The organism is Nocardioides sp. Z30_9, assembly GCF_058215735.1.
Window position 1 is genome coordinate 1,539,597 of the sequence record NZ_JBZAJF010000002.1, and the last position, 21,949, is coordinate 1,561,545.

The window sequence follows — 21,949 nt, forward strand, 5'->3', positions numbered from 1 at the left end:
CACCGACTCGCCGCCCGCGCACGACCCCGAGAGGTCCCCCTTCATGGCCCCTGTTCCACCCCTGCTCGAAGCACGGCCCGCTGTACGCGGATCCCGGGCCAGCGGAGTCCAGTTCCGCCGTGCCCTCGTGCTGATGCTGATGACCCTGGTGATGCCCGGGTCGGCGCAGCTGGTCGCAGGGAACAAGCGGGTCGGGCGGGTCGCGCTGCGGATCGCGGGGGGCCTGGTCGCCACGGTCGTGGTGCTGTTCCTGCTCGGGATGATCTTCGGCTCGTTCGTGTTCTGGCTGCTGAGCAACACCTTCGTCCTGGGGATCGTCCGGATCGTGCTGATGGCGATGGCGGTCGGCTGGGCCTACCTGTTCGTCGACGCGTGGCGTCTCGGTGACCCGCTCGCGCTGCGGCAGAAGCAGCGCTTGGCGATGGTCGGCATCAACGGGGTGCTGTGCTTCAGCGTCGCCGGATCGCTGCTGTTCGCCTCCAGCGTGGTCAGCGCCCAGAAGGACTTCATGAGCGCGATGTTCACCGACGGCGTCGCCACCGGTGCGCACGCCGGGCGCTACAACGTGCTGCTCCTGGGCGGGGACTCGGGCTCGGACCGGTGGGGGCTTCGCCCGGACAGCCTGTCCGTGGCCAGCATCGACGCCGAGACCGGGGAGACGGTCCTGTTCGGCCTGCCCCGCAACATGCTGAACTTCCCCTTCCCGAAGGGGTCGATCATGGACGAGCAGTTCCCCGACGGCTACGACTGCGGCCCCGAGTGCGAGCTCAACTCCCTCGCGACGTACGCCGCCGACCACAAGGCGCTGTTCAAGGGAGTGAAGAACCCGGCGGTCGAGGCGACCGTCCAGGGCGTCGAGGGCATCACCGGCCTGAAGATCAACTACTTCGCGATGGTGAACCTGCAGGGCTTCGAGAAGCTCGTCGACGCCGTCGGCGGGGTCACCCTCAACGTCCGCGACGCGATCCCGATCGGCGGCATCGGCGCTCCGGTGACCGGCCACATCAAGCCGGGCAAGCGCAAGCTGAACGGCTTCGAGACGCTCTGGTTTGCCCGCTCCCGCGTGGCCGCCGACGACTACTCGCGGATGGCGCGGCAGAAGTGCGTGCTGAACGCGATGCTCCAGCAGCTCAGCCCCCAGACCGTGGTCCTCAACTTCGACAAGATCGCCAAGGCGAGCACCGCCCTGATCACCACCGACCTGCCCAAGGGCGAGGTCGACCGGTTCGCCGAGCTCGCGCTCAAGGCCCGCGAGAAGCCGATCCGCACGGTCTCGTTCGTGCCCCCGATGATCTCCACCAGCAACCCCGACATCGACAAGATCCACGCCGAGGTCGACAAGGCGATCGACCGCTCCGAGGGCAAGAAGTCGAAGGACAAGCCGACGAAGGCCTCCAAGCCGGCGCCGGCCCCGAGCACGGGCACCACCGGTGGGTCGATCGGCAGCCTCAAGGCGGGGTACGCCGCCAACCAGGCCACCGACCTGTCCTCGGCCTGCTGACCGTTCGGCCCCTCCCGTAAGGTGCCGGACGTGTCAGAGACGACGGGGGCCGGTACGGCCGGGGGCTCCAGCGTCCCCGACGTGAGGGCCGTGGTCGTCACGTGGAACCGGTGCGAGCTGCTCGGCGAGGCGCTCGCGGCGCTGCGTGACCAGACCCTCCCGCTGGGCGGGATCGTGGTCGTCGACAACGCCTCCACCGACGAGACGCCGCAGCTGCTCGACGCGCAGCAGGGGCTCGACGTCGTACGCCTGACCCAGAACACGGGAGGCGCGGGCGGCTTCGCCGTGGGGATCGAGCAGGCGATGACCCACGCCCCCGACCTGGTCTGGCTGCTCGACGACGACACCATCCCGACCCCGAACGCCGCCCGGGAGCTGGTGCGCGCCTGGCAGGACTACCGCGCCCGGCACGGCCGTGCGCCGGCGGTGGTGGCCAGCAAGGTGGTGTGGACCGACGGTCGCGACCACCCGATGAACACGCCTCGCAGGAAGCCGGGAGCCGGTCGCGCGGAGAGCGCGGCGGCGGCCACGGTGGGGGCGGTGCCGATCCGGTCGGCCTCGTTCGTCTCGATCATGTGCGACGCCGAGGCGGTCCGCAGCCGGGGGCTGCCGGTGGCCGACTACTTCTTGTGGAACGACGACTTCGAGTACTCCACCCGGCTGATCCGCGACGGCGTCGGGCTCTACTGCCCGCGCAGCGTCGTGGTCCACAAGACCAAGGTGTTCGGCTCCACCGACGCCGACCCGGGGGAGCGGTTCTTCTTCGAGGTCCGCAACAAGCTGTGGCTGTTCACGAGGTCCCGCGGGCTGCGCCCGGCCGAGAAGGCCGTCTACGGCGCCTCCACGCTGCGCCGCTGGGCGGGCACGTTCGCGAAGTCCTCGGACCGCGCCACCCTGCGCGGCGCCCTGGTCAAGGGGGTCCGGGCCGGTCTCGGGTCCGGTCCGCGCCCGAGCGCCGCGGTGCTCGCCGAGGCGGGGTGGATCTCCCCGGAGCGGCGGAGCACGAAGCTGGACCCGGGGCAGCCGTTCTCGTTGCTGATGAGCACCTGGGGCGGTGACCGCCCCGACTACCTCCGGGCGGCGTTCGTCTCCACCGTCCAGGACCAGACGCGTCGTCCGGCCCAGGTCGTGCTGGTGCAGGACGGACCGGTCCCCGAGGAGCTCGCGGCCGAGATCCGCCACCTGGCCGCGACCAGCCCGGTGCCGGTCACCCACGTGGAGATGCCGGCGAACCTCGGTCTCGGCCCGGCGCTGGACGCCGGCCTCCAGGCCTCCGAGCACGAGATCGTGGCCCGGATGGACGCCGACGACGTCAGCGCCCCGGACCGGTTCGAGAAGCAGCTCCCGGTGGTCGAGGCCGGTGCGGACATCGTCGGCTCCGGGCTCTGGGAGTTCGCGGAGTCGCCCGAGGAGGTGGTGGGTCGCCGTACGCCGCCGGTCGACCCCGACCAGATCCGCCGCGTGATCAAGTTCCGGGACCCGTTCAACCACCCCACGGTCGTCTACCGCCGTACGGCGGTCCTCGCCGCCGGCGGATACACCGACCTGGCGCTGATGGAGGACTACCTGCTCTTCACCCGGATGGTCACCATGGGGGCAGTGCCGGCCAACCTCGCGGAGCCGCTGGTGCACTACCGGGTCGGCGACGGCGCCTACGCCCGGCGCGGGGGAGTCGCCCTGCTGCGCTCCGAGCTCGCGCTCCAGTCCAGGTTCCGCCGGCTCGGCCTGACCACCCGGCGCCAGTACCTGCGCAACGTCGCGATCAGGGGCGGATACCGGCTGGTCCCGGAGGCTGTGAGAAAGGTCGCCTACCGCAGCCTGTTGGCGAACCGATCCTGAGGCGTGCGCGGCTAGACTGTCGCGGGTCGAACGGCCCGAATCTGCCGGTCGTCGCACCCCACCGCTGAGGAGCTTCGTTGAACGCCGAGCAGACCCCCGACCTCGTCATCGTCGGATCCGGTTTTTTCGGCCTCACCATCGCAGAACGCTGCGCCAGTGAGCTCGGGCTGAAGGTCCTCGTGCTGGAGCGCCGGCACCACCTCGGCGGCAACGCCTACAGCGAGCCCGAGCCCGAGACCGGCATCGAGGTGCACGTCTACGGTGCGCACCTGTTCCACACCTCCAACGAGGTCGTGTGGGAGTACGTCAACCGGTTCACCTCGTTCACCGGCTACCAGCACCGCGTCTTCGCCAAGTACCAGGGGCAGGTCTACTCCTTCCCGATGAACCTGGGGCTGATCAACCAGTTCTTCGGTCGCAGCCACACCCCGGACGAGGCACGCGCCCTGATCGCCGAGCAGGCCAGCGAGATCGACACCGCCGACGCGCAGAACCTCGAGGAGAAGGGGATCAGCCTGATCGGCCGCCCGCTCTACGAGGCGTTCGTCAAGGGCTACACCGCCAAGCAGTGGCAGACCGACCCCAAGGAGCTCTCGGCCGACATCATCAGCCGCCTCCCGGTCCGCTACAACTTCGACAACCGCTACTTCAACGACAAGTACGAGGGCCTCCCCGTCGACGGCTACACCGCCTGGCTGACGCGGATGGCGGACCACCCCAACATCGAGGTACGCCTCGAGACGGACTTCCTCGACCCCGCCAACGGGTACGCCGAGCAGTTCAAGGGCAAGGTCCCGATCGTCTACACCGGCCCGGTGGACGCCTACTTCGGCAACTCCGAGGGCCGGCTGTCGTGGCGCACCGTGGACCTCGAGCCCGAGGTCCTCGACGTCGACGACTTCCAGGGAACCTCGGTGATGAACTACAACGACCAGGAAGTCCCGTACACCCGGATCCACGAGTTCAAGCACTTCCACCCCGAGCGCACGCACCTCCCGGGCAAGACCGTGATCGTGCACGAGTACTCCCGCTTCGCCGAGGAGGGCGACGAGCCCTACTACCCGGTGAACACCGCGGAGGACCGCGCGAAGCTGCTCAAGTACCGCGACCTCGCGCGCAAGGAGCCGATGGTGCTCTTCGGCGGCCGTCTCGGCACCTACAAGTACCTCGACATGCACATGGCCATCGGCTCGGCCCTGTCGATGTACGAGAACAAGCTCAAGCCGCACTTCCGCGGCGGTGCGGAGCTGAAGTCCGGAGGAGTGGACGAATGACGACGACCCTTGCCACCGACGCCACGGGACCGGACCCGGTCGTCGCGACCGGGCGCCGGGTGCTGCAGCGCTTCGTGCTGCCGGCCGACCGTGACCTCGACGTGCTCCCGCTGTACGTCGACACCGAGCCGGCCGTCCTGGACGCCGACAAGGCCTCGATCGGCTCGAGCAGCGTCGCCAAGAACATGAACCGGGCCGCGCTGCGCCAGTCGATCTCGACCGGGACCTCGCTGCACCCCGACGCGATCATCGACCGCCACCGCCTGCGGGTCGACCACAGCGACCGGATCTCGTCCGGCACCTACTTCAACGGCTTCCCCGCCAGCTACTGGCGGCGCTGGACCGTGGTGGAGGAGGTCACGCTCGACATCACCGTGAGCGGGCCCGGCGCCACCGTCACCGTCTACCGGTCGATGGCCAACGGCCGCTCCCAGCGCGTCGACGCCGCCACCACCGAGGGCGGGGAGCGCAACCGGTTCGAGTTCCACCTCTCCCTGGTGCCGTTCGTCGACGGCGGCTGGTACTGGTTCGACGTGGTGGCCGGCGACGAGGACGTGGTCATCGAGGAGGCCACCTGGGTCGCCGACGTACCCGTCGACCTGGTCACGCCCGGCACCGTCACCGCCGGCATCACCACGATGAACCGGCCGGACTTCTGCGCCAAGCTCGTCGGCCAGCTCGGGGCCGACGCCGAGGTCAAGGCGCTGCTCGACGAGGTCCTGGTGATGGAGCAGGGGACCGACAAGGTCACCGGCAGCGAATACTTCGAGGCCGCCGAGGCGTCCCTCGACGGCAAGCTGCGCGTCATCGAGCAGGGCAACATCGGCGGTTCGGGCGGGTTCGCCCGGGCGCAGTTCGAGACGCTGAAGGCCGACCGCTCCAAGTACGTCCTCTTCCTCGACGACGACATCGTCGCCGAGCCGGAGAGCATCCTGCGCGCCGTAGCCTTCGCCGACCTGGCCCGCCGGCCCTCGATCGTGGGCGGGCACATGTTCAGCCTGTTCTCCAAGGCCCGGCTGCACAGCTACGGCGAGATCATCAACCGCTACCGGTTCTGGTGGATGTCGCCGCCCACGGTGGAGACCGACTGGGACTTCGGCGCCCGCAACCTGCGCAGCTCGCGGTGGCTGCACCGCCGGGTCGACGTGGACTTCAACCCCTGGTTCATGTGCCTGATCCCCACCGAGATCGTCCGCGAGATCGGCCTGAGCCTGCCGCTGTTCATCAAGTGGGACGACTCCGAGTACGGCGTCCGCGCCCAGGCCGCCGGGTTCCCGACGATCACCATGCCCGGAGTCGCCGTGTGGCACGTCCCGTGGACCGACAAGAACGACGCGCTGGACTGGCAGGCCTACTTCCACCAGCGCAACCGGTTCGTGGCCGCGCTGCTGCACTCACCGTTCCCGCACGGTGGCCGGATGATCCGGGAGAGCTTCAACCACCAGGTCAAGCACCTGCTGGCGATGCAGTACTCCACCGTCGAGCTGCGCCACCTCGCGCTCGAGGACGCCCTCGCCGGACCCGACCAGCTCCACGACGACCTCCCGGTCAAGCTGGGCCAGGTGCGCGAGCTGCGCAAGCAGTTCACCGACGCCCAGCTCAAGACCGACCCGGACGCCTTCCCGCCCCCGCGCCGCGAGAAGCCGCGCAAGCGCGACCTCGACTCCGAGATCCCGGGCCGCGCCTCCCAGCTGCTCTCCGCGGTCAAGGGGTCGGTGCGCCAGTTCGTCGGCACCCGCAAGCTCTCCCGCGAGTACCCCGAGTCGGCCCTGCCCGCCATGGACGCGAGCTGGTTCCGGCTGGCCACGCTCGACTCCGCGGTGGTCAGCATGCCGGACGGCACGGCGGCTGCTCTCTACCGGCGCGACCCCGAGATGTTCCGCGACCTGCTGCGCCGCACCGTGGAGATCCACGAGCGGCTCTACCGCGAGTGGCCGCAGCTCTCGCGCGCCTACCGGGCCCAGCTGGAGGAGATCACCTCGGTCCAGCGGTGGGAGAAGACGTTCGCGGCGTCCACCAAGGACCCTCGATGAGAGCCGCCAACAAGCGGGCCGAGGGGAGTGGGGCCGAGGCGGTCGACGAGGAGACCCGGCGCAAGCGGGCCGCCCGGCGGGCCCGCAGGATGCTGCGCAACAACGCGGACGCGATGCCGGTCGTGGAGGCCGACGGCGGCCCCCGCCAGGTCCGCGTGGTCGACGCCGAGCTGGCACCCCCCTCACCGCGCGGTGGTCTCTTCGAGGTCTTCCAGCAGCCCTACCTGCTCAAGCTGATCGTCCAGCGCCAGCTGGCCCAGATGTACGCCGCGTCGCTGCTGGGCCTGCTGTGGTCCTACGTGCAGCCGGCCCTCCGGTTCGCCGTCTACTACGTGATCATGGGCTTCGTCCTGAAGCTGCACGCGGACACGCCCTACTTCGCGATCCACCTGTTCACCGGGATCGTGGTGGTGCACTACTTCGGCGAGACCTGGGGCGGTGGCACGCGCTCGATCTGGCAGAACAAGTCCCTGGTCCAGAAGATGCGGATGCCCCGGGAGATCTTCCCGGTGGCCTCGATGCTGGTGGCGGCGTACCACACACTGCCGCAGCTGCTGGTGCTCGTGCTCGCCTGCCTGGCCTCGGGGTGGCACGTCACTTGGACCGCGATCGGCGCCGGGCTCCTCGGCATGGCGATCCTGGTGAGCTTCGCGATGGCGATGGCGCTGATCTTCTCGGCGCTCAACGTCTTCTTCCGCGACTTCCAGAACATCGTGCAGACCGTGATGCAATTCATGCACTTCCTGGTCCCGATGATCTACCCGTTCGCGATGATCTACGACGCCCACGAGTCCCACCCGGTCCTCTACCAGCTCTACCTGGCCAACCCCGTCGCGCAGGCGGTGCTGCTGCTGCAGCGGTTGTTCTGGTACCCCCTGATCGAGGACACCAGCAAGATGGGCCAGGCGTTCCCGCCGGACATGTACGTGCGCGGCTTCATCACCCTCGCCCTGTGCCTGATCCTGGTGTGGGTGGCCCAGAGGTTCTTCTCGCGAGTCGAGAACAAGTTCCCGGAGCGGCTCTGATGACGGTCTCGATCAAGGTGGAGCACGTGACCAAGGAGTTCACGATGCAGTACCACCGCACGCTGAAGCAGATGGCCGTCGCCTCGGTGAAGCGGCTGCCCCTGCAGGAGAAGTTCCTGGCGGTCAACGACGTCTCCTTCACCGTCGAGCAGGGCGAGTCCGTGGGCCTGATGGGCCTCAACGGCTCGGGCAAGAGCACCCTGCTCAAGGTGATCAACGGGGTGATGCGCCCCGACCAGGGCGAGATCCTGACCCGGGGCCGCATCGCCGGCCTGATCGCCAAGGGCGCCGGCTTCCACCCCCAGCTCACCGGTCGGGAGAACCTCTTCCTCAACGGCGCGATCATGGGGATGAGCGAGGCGGAGACCAAGCGCAAGTTCGACGCGATCGTCGACTTCGCCGACATCGGCAAGTTCATGGACACCCCGGTGTCGCACTACTCCTCGGGCATGTACGCCCGGCTGGGGTTCTCGATCGCCATCCACGTCGACGCCGACATCTTCCTCGCCGACGAGGTCCTGGCAGTGGGGGACCGCCCGTTCAAGAAGAAGTGCATGGCCAAGATGCAGGAGATCCGCCAGCAGGGCACGACGATCTTCTACGTCAGCCACGCCACGGCCTCGGTGCGGGCGATGTGTGACCGCGTGCTCGTCCTGGAGTCCGGTCGCCTCACCTACGACTCGAAGACCGTCGAGGGCGGCTCGGTCGACGGCGGCATCCACCACCTGCAGTACGACGACGAGAACGCAGCCACCGACGAGGAGCTCGGCGCGGACGTGTGACAAATGAGGTCACAGCGCAAGGAAATGATTAGCGAGCCATTTAAATTACACCCTTGTAATTCATTAAATACAACGGTGTAATTCGGGCAAATCGCTTTCCAAATGCTGTGACGGGTGTGAACCTTGGTACTCGTGTGACTCGCTTCCCCCATCACGTGGAGTGCCCTCAATGCCTTTCAGCCGTGCCCGTTACGTCACGTTCTGCCAACAGTCCCTGGTGACGGCAGCCGTCCTGGCCGTCGGCGTCTCCGCCGCCGGCGTCAAGACGCTGGACATCGTTCCCCAGCCCGCCCCGCACGCGGGGGAGCAGGCGTCGACGTCCCCTCACGAGGTCACCGGGCCTCCGGACGGGTCGACGCGCCCGAGCGCGTTCGCACGCTCCGCGCCGGCCGCGACCAGGTCGGCCCCGGTCCGCGCTGTCCCGCCGACCGCTGACCGCGCGCCGGTTGACAAGGCGCCGGTGAAGAGCAAGGTGCGCGAGATCAAGGTGACCGGCGTCCAGGCGAAGGGCACTCCGGGTGCCGCTCAGCGAGTCGCCCCCAAGACTCCGGCCACCCAGGCTCCGGCCACACAGGCTCCGGCCCCCAAGCCCGCTGCCCCGGCAGCTCCGGCGAACGGGGAGAAGCTGGTGGCGCTCTCGGAGCCGCAGACCGTCCGCGGGTACGCCACGGTCGGGATCACCTGGAGTTCCGGGGTCGAGTACGCCGACGACGCCATCAGGGTCGAGGTGCGCACCGCTCGCGAGGGCGCCTGGTCGGGCTGGATCGAGGCGGGCTACCACGACGAGCACGGACCGGACGCGGCCGAGGCCGCCGTGGCAGGGGAGCGCCCCGGCACCGACGCACTCGTGGTCGGTGACGTGGACCAGGTGCAGATGCGCGCGTTCACCACCGACGGCGTCACCCCGCCCGACCTCAAGCTCGCGGTGGTGGACCCCGGAACGGGCGCGCAGGTGCGCCAGGCGCCGGCCATCGACACCGCGGCGCTGGCACCGACCTCGACGTCACCGACCCCCCCGGCAACGGCCCCGACCTCGGCACCTGCCCCGGCGACGGACGCTCCCGCCGCGGGTGGATCCGGCGACGCGGTGCTCAGCGCCATGAAGGTCGCCCCCAAGCCCTACATCTACTCCCGCGCACAGTGGGGGGCCAACGAGCGGCTGCGCGAGCAGACCAGCCCGGGCTACGGCACCATCAAGGCCGGCTTCATCCACCACACGGTGAACGCCAACAACTACACGGCCGAGCAGGTGCCCGCCCTGCTGCGCGGCATCTACGCCTACCACACGCAGTCGCGGGGCTGGCGCGACATCGGCTACAACTTCCTCGTCGACCGGTTCGGCCGCATCTGGGAGGGCCGTTGGGGCGGCGTGAACAGCGCGGTCGTCGGCGCCCACACGTCGGGCTACAACGAGGTCTCGTTCGCGATGTCGGCCATCGGCAACTTCGACATCGCCAACTCGCCGCAGGCAGTCTCCGACGCCTACGCCCGGCTGTTCGCCTGGAAGCTGTCGGCCTACGGGATCCGTGCCGACGCCACCCGGGTCTACGTGAAGAACCGCTACTTCCAGGCGATCAGCGGGCACCGGGACGCGGGCTCGACCGCGTGTCCGGGGCGCTACCTCTACGCGAAGCTCCCGGCCATCCGGCAGGCGACCCAGAAGCTGCAGAACGCAGCCCAGGGAGGGGCCCCGGCCCCCACGCCCGCCAAGCCGGTGACCCCGGCTGGCCCGGCGTACACGGGGGCCGTGCGCAGCGACGCCCGCTGCACGCACGCCACGGTGAGCAAGCGCGCCTACGGCTACGTCGGCTCGGCCAAGAACACCAGCCTGCTGGTGCCGCTGCAGTGCCTGCTCAAGGGCCAGGGCCACTACCCCTACGCCGTGACCGGCCGCTGGAACGCTCAGACCCTCGCCGCGATCCAGGCCTTCCAGAAGCGCGTCAAGCATCCGGTGGCAGCCGGGTTCAGCCGCAACGACTGGGTGAGCCTGCACGCGACCGGGAGCAGCGGGCGCGTGCTGGGGACCGGGTCCAAGGGGACTGACGTGATGCGGGTGCAGCGTGCCATGAACGCGGCGCTGCACCGCAAGCTGCCCGTGACCGGCAACTACAACAAGCGCACCAAGCGGGTCGTCCGGATCTACCAGAAGAGGGTGGGCATCAAGTCGACCGGAACGGTCGCGAACCAGACCTGGGCAGCCCTGCGGGCAGGCCGGATCTAGCCAGGCACCGGCACCGTCGTCAGGACGTGGCGCGCAGCTCGGACGTCGCGCGCTCGTCCTGGCGCAGGGTCGGCCACCGGGTCGCGGCGACGTTGCGCAGCAGCACCAGCGACCCGTCGGCGAGAAGGGGTGCGAGGAAGGCCGGGACACCCCGGCCGGCCGCGGGGTGCTCGTCGGTGAGCAGCCGGACCCCCGGCTCGCAGGGGGTGACGGCGGCCGTCTCGAGCAGCTCGGCGTGGGTGTGCGCGCTGTCCACGTCCAGCCAGGCGACCGTGTCCGGGCTGGGCGGGGTGCTGCCGATGAACACGTCGCTCTGGCCCGGCCACAGGACCCCGTAGTCGAGCACCCCGGCGGGCAGCGGCTCGGGGAAGCGGACCGCGAACGGACGCAGCGAGCAGGCGACGACCTCGTCGGCGTCGCGGTGCCGGTCCAGTGAGTCCGGACCGCACACGACGACGCTGTGCGGGGCCCGGGGGTCGTCGGTCACCGCAAGGCCGGCGCTCCAGGCCGCGCCGAGGAAGACCGGCACCAGCCAGTGGGCGGGCAGGTCCAGCAGCACGGTCTCACCGGAGTCCAGGCCGAGCTCGTCGGTGAGCAGGTTGGCGGTCTTGCTGACCCAGTTGACGTAGGTGGTCACCGACAGCTCGGTGCGCTCGCCCGTGGCGTCGTCGTAGGCCGTCACGAGGGGCTGCCCGGGGTCGGTTCGCAGGCGCTGGACGACCAGTTCGGGGAAGGTACGAGGGGTGATCACAGCGCAACCGTAGTCGCCGGTGGGCAGGAGCGGTCGCACCTGCAGCGGTGATGACAAGATGCCCGCCATGACTTCCTCAGTGCTCGACCGGCTCTGGGCCGTGGTGCCGGCCGGTGGTGCCGGCACCCGGCTGTGGCCGGTCTCCCGGGCGAACCGCCCCAAGTTCCTCCTCGACCTCACCGGGAGCGGGCGCACCCTGATCCAGGGCACGGTCGACCGGCTGACCCCGCTGGTGGGGGAGCGGGTGGTGGTTGTGACCGGGGCGGTGCACCAGGACGCCGTACGCGCCCAGCTGCCGGAGGTGGACCGCGTCATCGCAGAGCCGTCCCCGCGCGACTCGATGGCCGCGATCGGCCTCGCCGCCGCCCAGCTCGAGCGCGAGGACCCCGATGCGCTGATCGGCTCGTTCGCCGCCGACCACGTGATCACGGGGGAGGAGGCGTTCCTCGCCTGTGTGCGCGAGGCCGCCGAGGTCGCCGCGCAGGGGCTGCTGGTGACCATCGGCATCGAGCCCACCCACGCCGCCACCGGGTTCGGCTACATCCGCGGCAGCGACCCGCTGCCCGGGTTCCCCACGGCGCGCAGGGTCACCGAGTTCGTGGAGAAGCCGGACGCCGAGCGTGCGGAGGCCTACGTGCGCAGCGGGGACTACCGCTGGAACGGCGGCATGTTCCTGGTCCGGGCGGCGACCCTGCTCGACCTGCTGGCCGAGAACCACCCCGAGCTCGCCGCGGGGCTGCGGGCGATCGCGGCGGACCCGTCGCTGCTCGAGACGCAGTGGCCGAGCCTGACCAGGATCGCGATCGACCACGCGGTCGCCGAGCCCGCCGCGGCGGCCGGCCGGGTCGCGATGGTGCCGGGTCCCTTCGGCTGGGAGGACGTGGGCGACTTCGCGGCACTGGCCGAGATGACGCCCGAGGCTGCCGGGGGGATCAAGCTCGTCGGCGAGCAGGCGCACGTCGTCTCACGCGACGCCAGCGGCCTCGTGGTGAGCACCACGGGCCGCACGGTGGCTGTCGTCGGGCTCGAGGACGTCGTGGTGGTGGACACCGGCGACGCCCTGCTCGTCACCACCTACGCCCACGCGCAGGACGTGAAGGCGGTCGTCGACGAGCTGAAGCGGAGCGGGCACCAGGAGCTGACCTGATCCGAGAGGACGTGTCAGCGGGTGCCCGCTCCTGCCGGCCTCAGGGGGCGTTGGGCTCGGGTGCGTCGGAGGCGGGGTAGGCGTCCATGAACTTCTCCACGACCGCACCGGAGGGCTCGGCGCAGTACTGCCTGATGCCCTGCTGCTTCTCCGGGCCGGTCCAGTGGGTCAGCGCGACGTGCTTGCCCTCGGGGAAGGCGCCACCGTCCTTCGACGTCCACGGGGCGGCGATGAACTTGTCGGTCTCGCCGTCGAACTTCGCCGCGATCGCCTTGACCTCGCGGTAGATCTTCGTGCCCGGCTTGACGCTGTCGTCGTACCACAGGACCGTGTGGCCGTGCTCGAGGCTGTGCACGAGGCGCTCGACCTCGGGCCGGTCCCCGACGGTGTAGAAGCTGCGGATCTCCGAGCCCTGGAGGAAGTTGCCCCAGTGCGGTCCGGAGGCGGGCGGCGCCTTCGGGTAGGAGATCTTGGTGCCGGGGTTCACGTGGTCGTTGTTCCCCGTCGCCTCCTCCTTGACCACCGGGTCGCACTGGGCGGCGGACGTCGTGGCGCCGACCTCGGCCAGGGGAGTGCCCGCGTTCTTCTTCGCCTCGCGCTCGTTCTGGAGGTAGGGGATCAGAGCGGCGGCCAGGAGGCCGAGCACGACCACGATGCAGGCACCGAGGATCAGCAGGCTCCGCCTGCGTTCCTTGCGTTGCTGCTCCTTGCGGAGCTGCTCGGCGATCGCTCGCCGATTGTCGCGTTCGTTCTTCTTTGCCACTCGAGGCCAGCCTTTGATCGGGGGGTGTGCGCGGAGAGTCTACGGAGCGGTGGGTGAGATCATGACGTGCTCCCCGTGGAGGTCCGGCGTGGCGACGTCGCTGTGCGGCTGCCATCCGTGCGCGTGGGCCACCAGGCGCACCCGCTCGGCGGCCACGACCTCGTCCCGCAGCTGCCCGGACGGCAGCTGGACCCGGATGGAGACGCCTCGCGTGGAGGCCTGCAGCCCGCACGACTCGAGCGCCTCCAGCACCTCCTCGGACGTGGCCGCGCTGCCGAAGCAGTCGGGGGAGACCCCGCGTACGGCGGCGACCACCGCCTCGCGGGCACCGAGGGCGAACATGTCCTGCTGGCGGGGGCGGAGCAGCGGTCCGGCGCCCGGGCCGTGCTCGCCGGCGGGGAGCACCCGCTCGCCGAGGCCGCGCACCACCGAGACGGGTCGCGCGCCCAGCTTGCCGGTGACCAGCTCGGCCACGGAGGCCAGCTCGTCGGCGACCGCAGGTGCCGTGACCGCCAGGGGGTTGCCGTAGGAGTCGGTGCGCCCGGCGTGGTCGTCGAGGGGCTCGAGGCCCGCGACGCCGATGGCGATGTCGGTCTGTCCCTGTCGCCACGCACGGCCGGCGGTGTCGGTGAGCACCACGGCCACGTTCGGGCCGTCCTCCTCGCGGACCCGCTCACGCAGCGTGCGGGCAGAGTCGTCCGGGCTCACCGGCAGGAGCACGACGTACCCCGGGGCGACGTTGGAGGCATCCACCCCGGCGGCCGCCATCACCAGGCCCAGGTGGTTCTCCACGATGGAGGTGGGTCCTCGGCGAGCCACCACCCGGACGGTCTCGTCCCGGATAGCGGCCTCGCGGTCACCGCGGCGGACCCGGCCCTCGGCCTTGCTGACGACCTTGCTCGTGACCAGGACGATGTCGCCGTCCTGGAGGGCGTCACGCCCGGAGAGCCCACGCAGCAGGTCCCCGAGATCGGTCCCCTCGGTGATCTCGCCGATGCCCTCGACGGCCCAGGCCTCCAATCAGGCACCGCCTGTTTCTGTCTCGGCCGGTTCGATCGCGGCCAGCTCGATCGCGGCCGCGACCAGGTCGGCGGTGGCGTCGTGGTCGGTCATCCACAGGGGGACCGCGCGGCAGCGGATCCCACTGGCCTGCACCCGGTCCACGCTCGCCTCGTCGACGGTGTCCACCAGCCAGCCGTCGAGCAGGCCGCCGCCGGAACGGGCGCCGTAGTGCTCCGCGACGCCGGCCGCGGAGACCTCGACGCCGATCACGCCGAGCAGCTGGCGGGCCATCCCGTGGACGTGGTCCGAGCCGATGATGCCGGAGACGCCCACCACGGGTGCCGAGGTCGCCACGAGGGCCTCCCTGATCCCGGGCACTCCCACGATCGTGCCGATCGAGACGACCGGGTTCGACGGAGGCACCAGGACGAGGTCCGCGCCCGTGATCGCCTCGACCACGCCGGGAGCCGGCCGGGTCTCGGCGAGCCCGATCGGCACGACGCCGTACGCGGGCACCTCGGCGTGGTGACGGACCCAGTACTCTTGGAAGTGCACCGCGCGTCGCTCGTCGGTGTCCGGGTCGTCGATCACCACGTGGGTCTCGACACGGTCGTCGGTCATCGGCAGCAGCGTGAGGGCGCCGGCCTCGGTGGCGGGCAGCCAGCGGCGGCACAGTGCCGCGGTGACCGCGCTGAGCGGGAAGCCGGCCTCGAGCATCTGGGTCCGGACAAGGTGGGTGGCGATGTCACGGTCGCCGAGACCGAACCAGGTCGGCTCCACGCCGTACGCCGCGAGCTCGTCCTTGGCGTTCCAGGTCTCCTCCCGCCGCCCCCAGCCGCGATCGGTGTCGATACCGTCGCCCAGGGTGTACATCACCGTGTCCAGGTCCGGGCAGACCTTGAGGCCGTGCACCCAGATGTCGTCGGCGGTGTTGGCGATCACGGTCACCGAGGTGTCCGAACCGGTGCGCTCCACCAGTCGAAGCAGGCCCTGGAGAAAACGGGCACCGCCGACACCACCGGACAAAACGGTGATACTGCTGGGCAGTGGACGGGAGCCCTGGTCAGGGCGCGAGGAGGGGCGGTCAGGGCCGCCGCCGGGGGTGCTCAGGGGGGATTCGGACATGTTCTCAAGTGTGGACCAGTTGGTCCAATACCAGACTTTCGCTTGACTTCAGGGGTACGACAGGCATGTAATCACACCAGTGTGATTAGTAACTCGGTCCGTCAGGATCGAAGGGTCGAATAGGGGCAAACACCGTGCGCGAACTGTATCTGCTCGAGGGCGATTCCGAAGACGCTGGATGGCAGGAGCGCGGGCTGTGCGCTCAGACCGATCCAGAGGCGTTCTTCCCGGAGAAGGGCGGCTCCACCAGGGAGGCCAAGAAGGTCTGCCTGACCTGCGAGGTGCGCCAGGACTGCCTGGAGTACGCGCTGGAGAACGACGAGCGCTTCGGCATCTGGGGCGGGCTCTCGGAGCGGGAGCGCCGCAAGCTGAAGAAGCAAGCCGTCTGAGGCCGGCGGGCGGGCTCCGGCCTTCCCGCCCAAGCTCGTGGACCCAGGCTCGGGTGACTCAGGGCTCGTAGTCGGGGTGCACGTCCTCGGCCGGTACCCCGAGGTAGTCCGCGAGCTGCTCCACCACGACGGTCAGCACCAGTGCCTCGAGGTCCGTGCGGGTCTCGGCCCGGTGCTCCAGGGGCCGCCTGAACAGCACCAGCCTGGCCGGCGTCGTCGGCGTCGCCGGCACCAGCGAGGCCAACGGGACCCGCGGGGCCACCCAGGTGCTCGGCAGCACGGGGATGTCCTCTACCGCGAGCTCGACCAGGGCGAGCTCCTCGGTCCACCGTGACTCGACGTCGTTCATCACCTCGACCGCGATCTGGTCGAAGCGCTCCCGCGCCGACCGCTGGGCGGGGACCGGGCCGCCGGGGGCGCCGGGTCCGAAGGCCGGGCCACGCATCCCACGACCACGCCGGTCGTGCAGGAAGCCTGCGCGCCGGGCTCCGGCGAGCTCCCCGTCGGGGACCGCCCCGATTCTGGGTGAGGGATTCTCCACGACCGCGAGCCTAATGGGCCAACCGTCCGGGGAGTTGTAACCTCACGCCGTGGGTCTCCTTCGTCGTTGTTCGCGTACTGCCTGCGGGCGCCCTGCCATCACGACGTTGACCTACGTCTACGCCGACCAGACGGCGGTCGTGGGCCCGCTGGCCACCTACGCGGAGCCACACGCCTACGACCTGTGCGACCGGCACAGCGAACGGCTCTCCGCCCCTCGCGGGTGGGAGGTGCTCCGGCTGGCCAACGACGACCACCAGGGGCCCACCTCCGACGACCTGCTCGCGCTGGCCGACGCGGTCCGCGAGGCCGCCCAGCCCAAGCCGGTCGAGGTCCCGCTCAACCCGCCCCAGCAGCCTGAGGGCACCCGCCGCGGACACCTGCGCGCGCTGCGTTCCGAGGACTGAGGCGGCACCTGCCCACGGGCGGCGCGATGGGTAGGGTCTGCGCATGCCGAAGACCAGCGACCCCGCCAATCTCGCCGCGATCTTCAAGGCCTACGACGTCCGCGGCACGGTGCCGGACCAGATCGACGACGACCTCGCCCGTCGGGTGGGCAACGCCTTCGTCGCGGTGACCGGCGCCGATCGCGTGGTGGTCGGCCACGACATGCGCCCCTCCTCGCCCGGCATGTCCCGGGCTTTCGCCGAGGGTGCCGCGTTGGCCGGTGCCGAGGTGACGCTGATCGGCCTCGCCTCGACCGACCAGCTCTACTTCGCCTCCGGACGGCTGGAGCAGCCCGGCGTGATGTTCACAGCGAGCCACAACCCCGCGCAGTACAACGGCATCAAGATGTGCCGCGCGTTCGCCGCACCGATCGGCCAGGAGACCGGGCTGATGGAGATCCGGGACCGGGTTGCGGGGGGCGAGACGCTCACGGCGGAGCGGCCGGGCGCCGTCGTGGAGCAGGACGTGCTGGGCGACTACGCGGCCTACCTCCTCGGCCTGGCGCCGGTGAAGGGCCGCCGGCTCAAGGTGGTCGTCGACGCCGGCAACGGGATGGCCGGTCTCACCGCCCCTGCCGTGCTCGGCGAGGTCGACCTCGAGGTCGAGGAGCTGTACTACGAGCTCGACGGCACCTTCCCCAACCACGAGGCGAACCCGATCGAGCCGGCCAACCTGGTCGACCTGCAGGCCAAGGTCCTCGAGACCGGCGCCGACATCGGCCTGGCCTTCGACGGGGACGCCGACCGGTGCTTCCTGGTCGACGAGCGCGGCGAGCTGGTCAGCCCCAGCGTGCTGACCGCCCTGATCGCGGCCCGCGAGCTGCTCAAGGCCCCCGGCGCCACGATCATCCACAACCTGATCACCTCGCGTGGGGTCCCCGAGATCGTGCGCGAGCTCGGCGGGGTCCCGGTGCGCACCCGCGTCGGCCACTCCTACATCAAGGCGCAGATGGCCGAGACCGGTGCCGTGTTCGGCGGGGAGCACTCAGGGCACTTCTACTTCCGCGACTTCTGGCGCGCCGACTCCGGGATGCTCGCGGCCCTGCACGCCCTGGCCGCGCTGGCCGAGAGCAGCGCGCCCCTGTCCGAGGTGATGGGTCCCTACGCCCGCCACGTCGCGAGCGGCGAGATCAACTCCGAGGTGCTCGACCAGCAGGCCGTCCTCGACGAGCTCGAGCAGACCTGGAGCGGGCGAGACGACGTGGAGGTCGACCACCTCGACGGGCTCAGCGTCACCCATGAGGACTGGTGGTTCAATGTTCGCGCGTCCAACACCGAACCCCTGCTGCGACTCAACGCGGAGGGTACGGACGCTGACACGATGACGCAGGTTCGCGATGCTGCGCTCGCCATCATCAGAAGGAGCAAGTGATGAATCTGGACAGCCATCTCCTCGACGTGATCGTCTGCCCGGCCTGCCGGCAGGCGCTCGCGGTCGACGAGGCCGCCGAGGAGCTGGTCTGCGTCGGCTGCGGCCTGGCCTACCCCGTGCGCGACAACATCCCGGTGCTGCTGGTCGACGAGGCCCGCAAGCCGGGATGAGCTTCGACGACGGCCTCCTGGACGACGAGCGGGCCCTGGCCCGCGTGGACGCGCGGCTGCGCCACCTGGCCGAGGGAGGTGCGCGGGTCCGCCGCGAGGCGCTGGCCGCCCAGGAGGCGGTCGCCCCGGCCGTCGCCCGCCTCGCCGAGGAGCGTCCCCGGGCCGTGGTGGCCGCAGGTCCGGACTCCCGGCTGCTGCGCGCGGTGCTGGAACCGGTGTGTCCCGTCCCCTTCGTGGCGTGGCCCGGCCCCGGGCTCCCGGGCTGGGCCGGCAGCCTCGACCTGGTCGTCGTACTGGCTCCCGAGGGAGCCGACGCCGCGACGGCCGCTGCCGTGGCCGAGGCCGTGCGCCGCGGCTGCCAGCTGGTGGTGGCTGCGCCGGCGAGATCCCTGGTCGGCGAGCACGCCCAGGGGCGTGACGTGATGCTGCTGCCGACCCAGACGGGGGACCAGCTGGCCGTCGCGGTGGTGGTCCTGGAACTGCTCGACCAGGTCCACCTCGGGCCGGGCACCGACCCCGAGGTGGTCGCGAACGCGCTCGACGACATCGCGATCGCCTGCGGCCCGCACCGCGACATCGCGGTGAACCCCGCCAAGATCCTCGCGATCGGGATCGCGGACTCGAACCCGATCTTCTGGGGCGGGACCGTGCTGGCCGCCCGCGCCGGTCGCCGGATCGCGGAGTCCGTACGCCGGGCCACCGGCCGCACCGCGCTGGCGGCCGACGCCGAGCACCTGCTGCCCGTCCTCGCGGCGACCGCTCCCTCCGACGTCTTCGCCGACCCGTTCGCCGACGGCGGCCTCGAGCGCCGCCCGGCGCTGGTGGTGCTCGACGACGGGGCCGTCGACCCGGCGGTCCTCGAGACGCGGCGCCTCCTCGAGGAGACCGCCCAGGCCCACGGCGTCAGGGTGGAGACCATCTCCTCGCAGGCCGAGGGAGACGTCGCCCGCTACGCCGCGATGCTCGCCACGGGGACCTACACCGCGACGTACCTGCAGCTCGGTCTCGACGCCTGAGGCGTCAGTGAGCGCCGGCCTTCTTGCCCGGCCCGAACGGGAGCACGTGCATCACCGCGACGACCACAGCGCCCACCAGGACGCCGACCACTGCCGAGCAGGCGGTGTTGGTCAGCCAGCCCAGGACCGCGCCCATCGCGTGCCAGGAGTCGTGGGCGGCGTGCTCGAGGTCGTGGACCAGGGAGTACGGCGCATGCCAGCCGAGCTCGTCGACTCCCACGAGCAGGATGTGCCCGCCGACCCACAGCATCGCCACGATCCCCACGGCGGAGATGACCGCCAGCAGCTTGGGCATCCCCGCCACCAGGCCGAGGCCGATCCTGCGGACCGCCGCGGAGCTCCGCCCGGCCAGGGAGAGGCCGAGGTCGTCCATCTTCACGATGCCCGCGACCACGCCGTAGACCAGGATTGTGATCGCGATCGCGACCACCACGAGGATGGCGGCCCGGGACACGAACGGCTCGTCGGCGACCTCGTTCAGCGAGATCACCATGATCTCGGCGGAGAGGATGAAGTCGGTGCGGATCGCACCGGACACCACGGTGTCCTCGTCGGGCCGCTCCTCCGCGCCGGTCTTCGCCGCGGCGCCGCGGTGCGCGATCCGCTCCCAGATCTTCTCCGCGCCCTCGTAGCAGAGGTAGGTGCCGCCCACCATCAGGATCGGGGTCAGCAGCCACGGCAGGAACTGGCTGAGCAGGAGAGCGGCGGGCAGGATGAACAGCAGCTTGTTGCGCAGGGACCCCTTGGCGATGCGCCAGATGAGCGGCAGCTCGCGCTCGGCGGCGACGCCGTGGACGTACTGAGGGGTCACCGCGGTGTCGTCGACGACCACTCCGGCTGCCTTGGCGCTCGCGCGGCCCGCCGCGGCTCCCACGTCGTCGACGGAGGCGGCCGCCAGCCGGGCCAGTGCTGCCACGTCGTCGAGAAGGCCGAACAGTCCACCGCTCACGCCCGCGAGCCTAGCGCCGCGGACCTTGCTCGCGGCTGCTGGGCGCCGCGCGTCGCCTTGAGTAGACTGCCCCGAGCGCCTTTCGCACGAGATCGTGGCCAGACGCCGCCGCACCCCCAGGTGCGCTGACCACTCGACCCCCCAGCACACAAGGACTTCACTGATGGACTACAAGGTTGCCGACCTCACGCTGGCCGACTACGGCCGCATCGAGATCGAGCTCGCCGAGCACGAGATGCCCGGCCTGATGGCGATGCGCGAGCGCTACGGTGCGGACAAGCCGCTCGCCGGCGCCAAGATCGCGGGCTCGCTGCACATGACCACCCAGACGGCGGTGCTGATCGAGACCCTCGTGGCGCTCGGCGCCGAGGTCCGTTGGGCCTCCTGCAACATCTTCTCCACCCAGGACCACGCTGCGGCCGCGGTGGTCGTGGGCCCGAACGGGACCCCGGAGGACCCCCAGGGCGTCCCGGTCTTCGCCTGGAAGGGCGAGACGCTGGAGGAGTACTGGCAGTGCGCCCAGGAGATCCTGGACTGGCCCGGGGACGAGCACCCCAACATGATCCTCGACGACGGCGGCGACGCCACGATGCTGCTCCACCTCGGCGTCCAGGCTGAGAAGTCCGGGGTCGCACCCGACCCGGCGACCGCGCACAGCACCGAGCAGCGCATCGTCTTCGAGCTGCTCAACGCCCAGCTCGAGAAGAGCAAGGACCACTGGACCCCGATCGCCAACTCGGTCAAGGGAGTCACCGAGGAGACCACCACCGGGGTGCACCGCCTCTACGAGATGATGCGCGAGGACTCGCTGCTCTTCCCGGCGATCAACGTGAACGACTCGGTCACGAAGTCCAAGTTCGACAACAAGTACGGCTGCCGCCACTCGCTCATCGACGGCCTCAACCGCGCCACCGACGTCCTCATCGGCGGCAAGGTCGCCGTGGTCTGCGGCTACGGCGACGTCGGCAAGGGGTGCGCGGAGTCGCTGCGCGGCCAGGGCGCCCGGGTCATCGTCACCGAGATCGACCCGATCTGCGCGCTGCAGGCCGCCATGGACGGCTACCAGGTCGACACCCTGGAGAACGTGCTGCCCCAGGCCGACATCATCATCACCTCGACCGGCAACAAGGACGTCGTGACCATCGACCACATGCAGTCGATGAAGCACAACGCGATCGTCGCCAACATCGGTCACTTCGACAACGAGATCGACATGGCCGGCCTCGAGGCGCCGGGCGTCGCCGAGCGCAAGAACGTGAAGCCGCAGGTCGACCTGTGGACCTTCCCCAACGGCAAGGCGATCATCATCCTCTCCGAGGGCCGGCTGATGAACCTCGGCAACGCGACGGGTCACCCCTCGTTCGTGATGTCGAACTCGTTCACCAACCAGGTCCTGGCCCAGATCGAGATCTTCACCAAGACCGAGGAGTACCCGGTCGGCGTCTACGTGCTGCCCAAGCACCTCGACGAGGAGGTCGCCCGGCTCCACCTCGGCGCGCTGGGGGTCAAGCTGACCACGCTCACCGAGGAGCAGGCCGCCTACCTCGGCATCCCGCAGGAGGGCCCGTACAAGTCCGAGCACTACCGGTACTGACGGGTAGTCG

General features: G+C 70.4%; 20 protein-coding genes. 14 read left to right on the forward strand and 6 right to left on the reverse strand.

Annotated elements, in window-relative coordinates:
- The first annotated feature begins 43 nt into the window (after window positions 1–43).
- From AC4BGB_RS18175 to AC4BGB_RS18205, 7 genes are all read left to right on the forward strand, one after another.
- On the forward strand, window positions 44–1,501 hold the full coding sequence (locus AC4BGB_RS18175) for an LCP family protein (protein WP_490548354.1): 1,458 nt from the start codon (window positions 44–46) through the stop codon (window positions 1,499–1,501).
- Window positions 1,502–1,531: 30 nt separating this feature from the next.
- Entirely contained in the window at window positions 1,532–3,340 is a 1,809-nt protein-coding gene (locus AC4BGB_RS18180; protein ID WP_490548355.1) for a glycosyltransferase, read from the forward strand.
- 77 nt (window positions 3,341–3,417) lie between these two features.
- A complete protein-coding gene (gene glf / locus AC4BGB_RS18185) occupies window positions 3,418–4,614 on the forward strand; it encodes a UDP-galactopyranose mutase (RefSeq protein WP_490548356.1) in 1,197 nt (398 codons plus the stop codon).
- Window positions 4,611–6,647 carry a glycosyltransferase gene (locus AC4BGB_RS18190; RefSeq protein WP_490548358.1) on the forward strand — a complete coding sequence of 679 codons (2,037 nt, stop codon included), beginning with the start codon at window positions 4,611–4,613 and terminating at the stop codon, window positions 6,645–6,647. Before glf ends, AC4BGB_RS18190 begins: the two co-directional genes overlap by 4 nt.
- Window positions 6,644–7,672: an ABC transporter permease gene (locus tag AC4BGB_RS18195; RefSeq protein ID WP_490548360.1), complete on the forward strand. Its 1,029-nt coding sequence runs from the start codon at window positions 6,644–6,646 to the stop codon at window positions 7,670–7,672. Before AC4BGB_RS18190 ends, AC4BGB_RS18195 begins: the two co-directional genes overlap by 4 nt.
- Window positions 7,672–8,454 (forward strand): ABC transporter ATP-binding protein, encoded by a 783-nt coding sequence (locus tag AC4BGB_RS18200; RefSeq protein WP_490548361.1) that lies wholly within the window; start codon window positions 7,672–7,674, stop codon window positions 8,452–8,454. Before AC4BGB_RS18195 ends, AC4BGB_RS18200 begins: the two co-directional genes overlap by 1 nt.
- Before the next feature lie 169 nt (window positions 8,455–8,623).
- Window positions 8,624–10,675 (forward strand): N-acetylmuramoyl-L-alanine amidase, encoded by a 2,052-nt coding sequence (locus tag AC4BGB_RS18205; RefSeq protein WP_490548362.1) that lies wholly within the window; start codon window positions 8,624–8,626, stop codon window positions 10,673–10,675.
- Between the two features lie 19 nt (window positions 10,676–10,694).
- On the opposite strand, the gene AC4BGB_RS18210 is transcribed toward AC4BGB_RS18205, so the two are convergent.
- A complete protein-coding gene (locus AC4BGB_RS18210; protein ID WP_490548363.1) occupies window positions 10,695–11,426 on the reverse strand; it encodes a TIGR03089 family protein in 732 nt (243 codons plus the stop codon).
- Window positions 11,427–11,493: 67 nt separating this feature from the next.
- Here AC4BGB_RS18210 and AC4BGB_RS18215 point away from each other — a divergent pair, with 67 nt between their 5' ends.
- Window positions 11,494–12,573 carry a mannose-1-phosphate guanylyltransferase gene (locus tag AC4BGB_RS18215; protein WP_490548364.1) on the forward strand — a complete coding sequence of 360 codons (1,080 nt, stop codon included), beginning with the start codon at window positions 11,494–11,496 and terminating at the stop codon, window positions 12,571–12,573.
- A 40-nt stretch (window positions 12,574–12,613) separates the two neighbouring features.
- Here the strand turns inward: AC4BGB_RS18215 and AC4BGB_RS18220 are convergent, their stop codons facing one another.
- From AC4BGB_RS18220 to cofD, 3 genes are read right to left on the reverse strand one after another with little or no spacing between them, the layout of a single operon-like run.
- Window positions 12,614–13,336, reverse strand: a complete 723-nt coding sequence (locus tag AC4BGB_RS18220) for a DUF3105 domain-containing protein (protein WP_490548365.1) — start codon at window positions 13,334–13,336, stop codon at window positions 12,614–12,616.
- A 39-nt stretch (window positions 13,337–13,375) separates the two neighbouring features.
- Window positions 13,376–14,356, reverse strand: a complete 981-nt coding sequence (gene cofE, locus AC4BGB_RS18225; protein ID WP_490548366.1) for a coenzyme F420-0:L-glutamate ligase — start codon at window positions 14,354–14,356, stop codon at window positions 13,376–13,378.
- Complete coding sequence (gene cofD / locus AC4BGB_RS18230) at window positions 14,357–15,463, reverse strand: 2-phospho-L-lactate transferase (RefSeq protein ID WP_490548367.1); 1,107 nt, start codon at window positions 15,461–15,463, stop codon at window positions 14,357–14,359.
- A 134-nt stretch (window positions 15,464–15,597) separates the two neighbouring features.
- On the opposite strand from cofD, the gene AC4BGB_RS18235 reads away from it, so the two are divergent.
- Window positions 15,598–15,852, forward strand: coding sequence for a WhiB family transcriptional regulator (locus AC4BGB_RS18235; protein WP_490548368.1), 255 nt, complete (start codon window positions 15,598–15,600; stop codon window positions 15,850–15,852).
- Window positions 15,853–15,910: 58 nt separating this feature from the next.
- Here the strand turns inward: AC4BGB_RS18235 and AC4BGB_RS18240 are convergent, their stop codons facing one another.
- The gene (locus AC4BGB_RS18240; protein WP_490548369.1) at window positions 15,911–16,393 is read right to left on the reverse strand and encodes a metallopeptidase family protein; all 483 of its coding nucleotides are present in this window, start codon (window positions 16,391–16,393) and stop codon (window positions 15,911–15,913) included.
- 49 nt (window positions 16,394–16,442) lie between these two features.
- On the opposite strand from AC4BGB_RS18240, the gene AC4BGB_RS18245 reads away from it, so the two are divergent.
- From AC4BGB_RS18245 to AC4BGB_RS18260, 4 genes are read left to right on the forward strand one after another with little or no spacing between them, the layout of a single operon-like run.
- Window positions 16,443–16,799: a DUF3499 domain-containing protein gene (locus tag AC4BGB_RS18245; RefSeq protein ID WP_490548370.1), complete on the forward strand. Its 357-nt coding sequence runs from the start codon at window positions 16,443–16,445 to the stop codon at window positions 16,797–16,799.
- Window positions 16,800–16,842: 43 nt separating this feature from the next.
- Entirely contained in the window at window positions 16,843–18,210 is a 1,368-nt protein-coding gene (locus AC4BGB_RS18250) for a phosphomannomutase/phosphoglucomutase (protein WP_490548371.1), read from the forward strand.
- Window positions 18,210–18,380 carry a Trm112 family protein gene (locus tag AC4BGB_RS18255; protein WP_490548372.1) on the forward strand — a complete coding sequence of 57 codons (171 nt, stop codon included), beginning with the start codon at window positions 18,210–18,212 and terminating at the stop codon, window positions 18,378–18,380. The genes AC4BGB_RS18250 and AC4BGB_RS18255 overlap by 1 nt, the downstream gene beginning before the upstream one ends.
- Window positions 18,377–19,396, forward strand: a complete 1,020-nt coding sequence (locus tag AC4BGB_RS18260; RefSeq protein WP_490548373.1) for an SIS domain-containing protein — start codon at window positions 18,377–18,379, stop codon at window positions 19,394–19,396. Before AC4BGB_RS18255 ends, AC4BGB_RS18260 begins: the two co-directional genes overlap by 4 nt.
- 4 nt (window positions 19,397–19,400) lie before the next feature.
- On the opposite strand, the gene AC4BGB_RS18265 is transcribed toward AC4BGB_RS18260, so the two are convergent.
- The gene (locus AC4BGB_RS18265; RefSeq protein ID WP_490548374.1) at window positions 19,401–20,345 is read right to left on the reverse strand and encodes a DUF808 domain-containing protein; all 945 of its coding nucleotides are present in this window, start codon (window positions 20,343–20,345) and stop codon (window positions 19,401–19,403) included.
- Between the two features lie 163 nt (window positions 20,346–20,508).
- Here AC4BGB_RS18265 and ahcY point away from each other — a divergent pair, with 163 nt between their 5' ends.
- Entirely contained in the window at window positions 20,509–21,939 is a 1,431-nt protein-coding gene (ahcY, locus tag AC4BGB_RS18270; RefSeq protein WP_490548375.1) for an adenosylhomocysteinase, read from the forward strand.
- Window positions 21,940–21,949 lie beyond the last annotated feature (10 nt).

Coding starts and splice junctions, on each gene's coding strand:
- AC4BGB_RS18175 (WP_490548354.1), top strand. CDS start 44: ATGGCCCCTGTTCCACCCCTGCTCGAAGCACGGCCCGCTGTACGCGGA.
- AC4BGB_RS18195 (WP_490548360.1), top strand. CDS start 6,644: ATGAGAGCCGCCAACAAGCGGGCCGAGGGGAGTGGGGCCGAGGCGGTC.
- AC4BGB_RS18205 (WP_490548362.1), top strand. CDS start 8,624: ATGCCTTTCAGCCGTGCCCGTTACGTCACGTTCTGCCAACAGTCCCTG.
- AC4BGB_RS18190 (WP_490548358.1), top strand. CDS start 4,611: ATGACGACGACCCTTGCCACCGACGCCACGGGACCGGACCCGGTCGTC.
- AC4BGB_RS18200 (WP_490548361.1), top strand. CDS start 7,672: ATGACGGTCTCGATCAAGGTGGAGCACGTGACCAAGGAGTTCACGATG.
- AC4BGB_RS18255 (WP_490548372.1), top strand. CDS start 18,210: ATGAATCTGGACAGCCATCTCCTCGACGTGATCGTCTGCCCGGCCTGC.
- ahcY (WP_490548375.1), top strand. CDS start 20,509: ATGGACTACAAGGTTGCCGACCTCACGCTGGCCGACTACGGCCGCATC.
- AC4BGB_RS18260 (WP_490548373.1), top strand. CDS start 18,377: ATGAGCTTCGACGACGGCCTCCTGGACGACGAGCGGGCCCTGGCCCGC.
- cofD (WP_490548367.1), bottom strand. CDS start 15,463: ATGTCCGAATCCCCCCTGAGCACCCCCGGCGGCGGCCCTGACCGCCCC.
- AC4BGB_RS18215 (WP_490548364.1), top strand. CDS start 11,494: ATGACTTCCTCAGTGCTCGACCGGCTCTGGGCCGTGGTGCCGGCCGGT.
- AC4BGB_RS18250 (WP_490548371.1), top strand. CDS start 16,843: ATGCCGAAGACCAGCGACCCCGCCAATCTCGCCGCGATCTTCAAGGCC.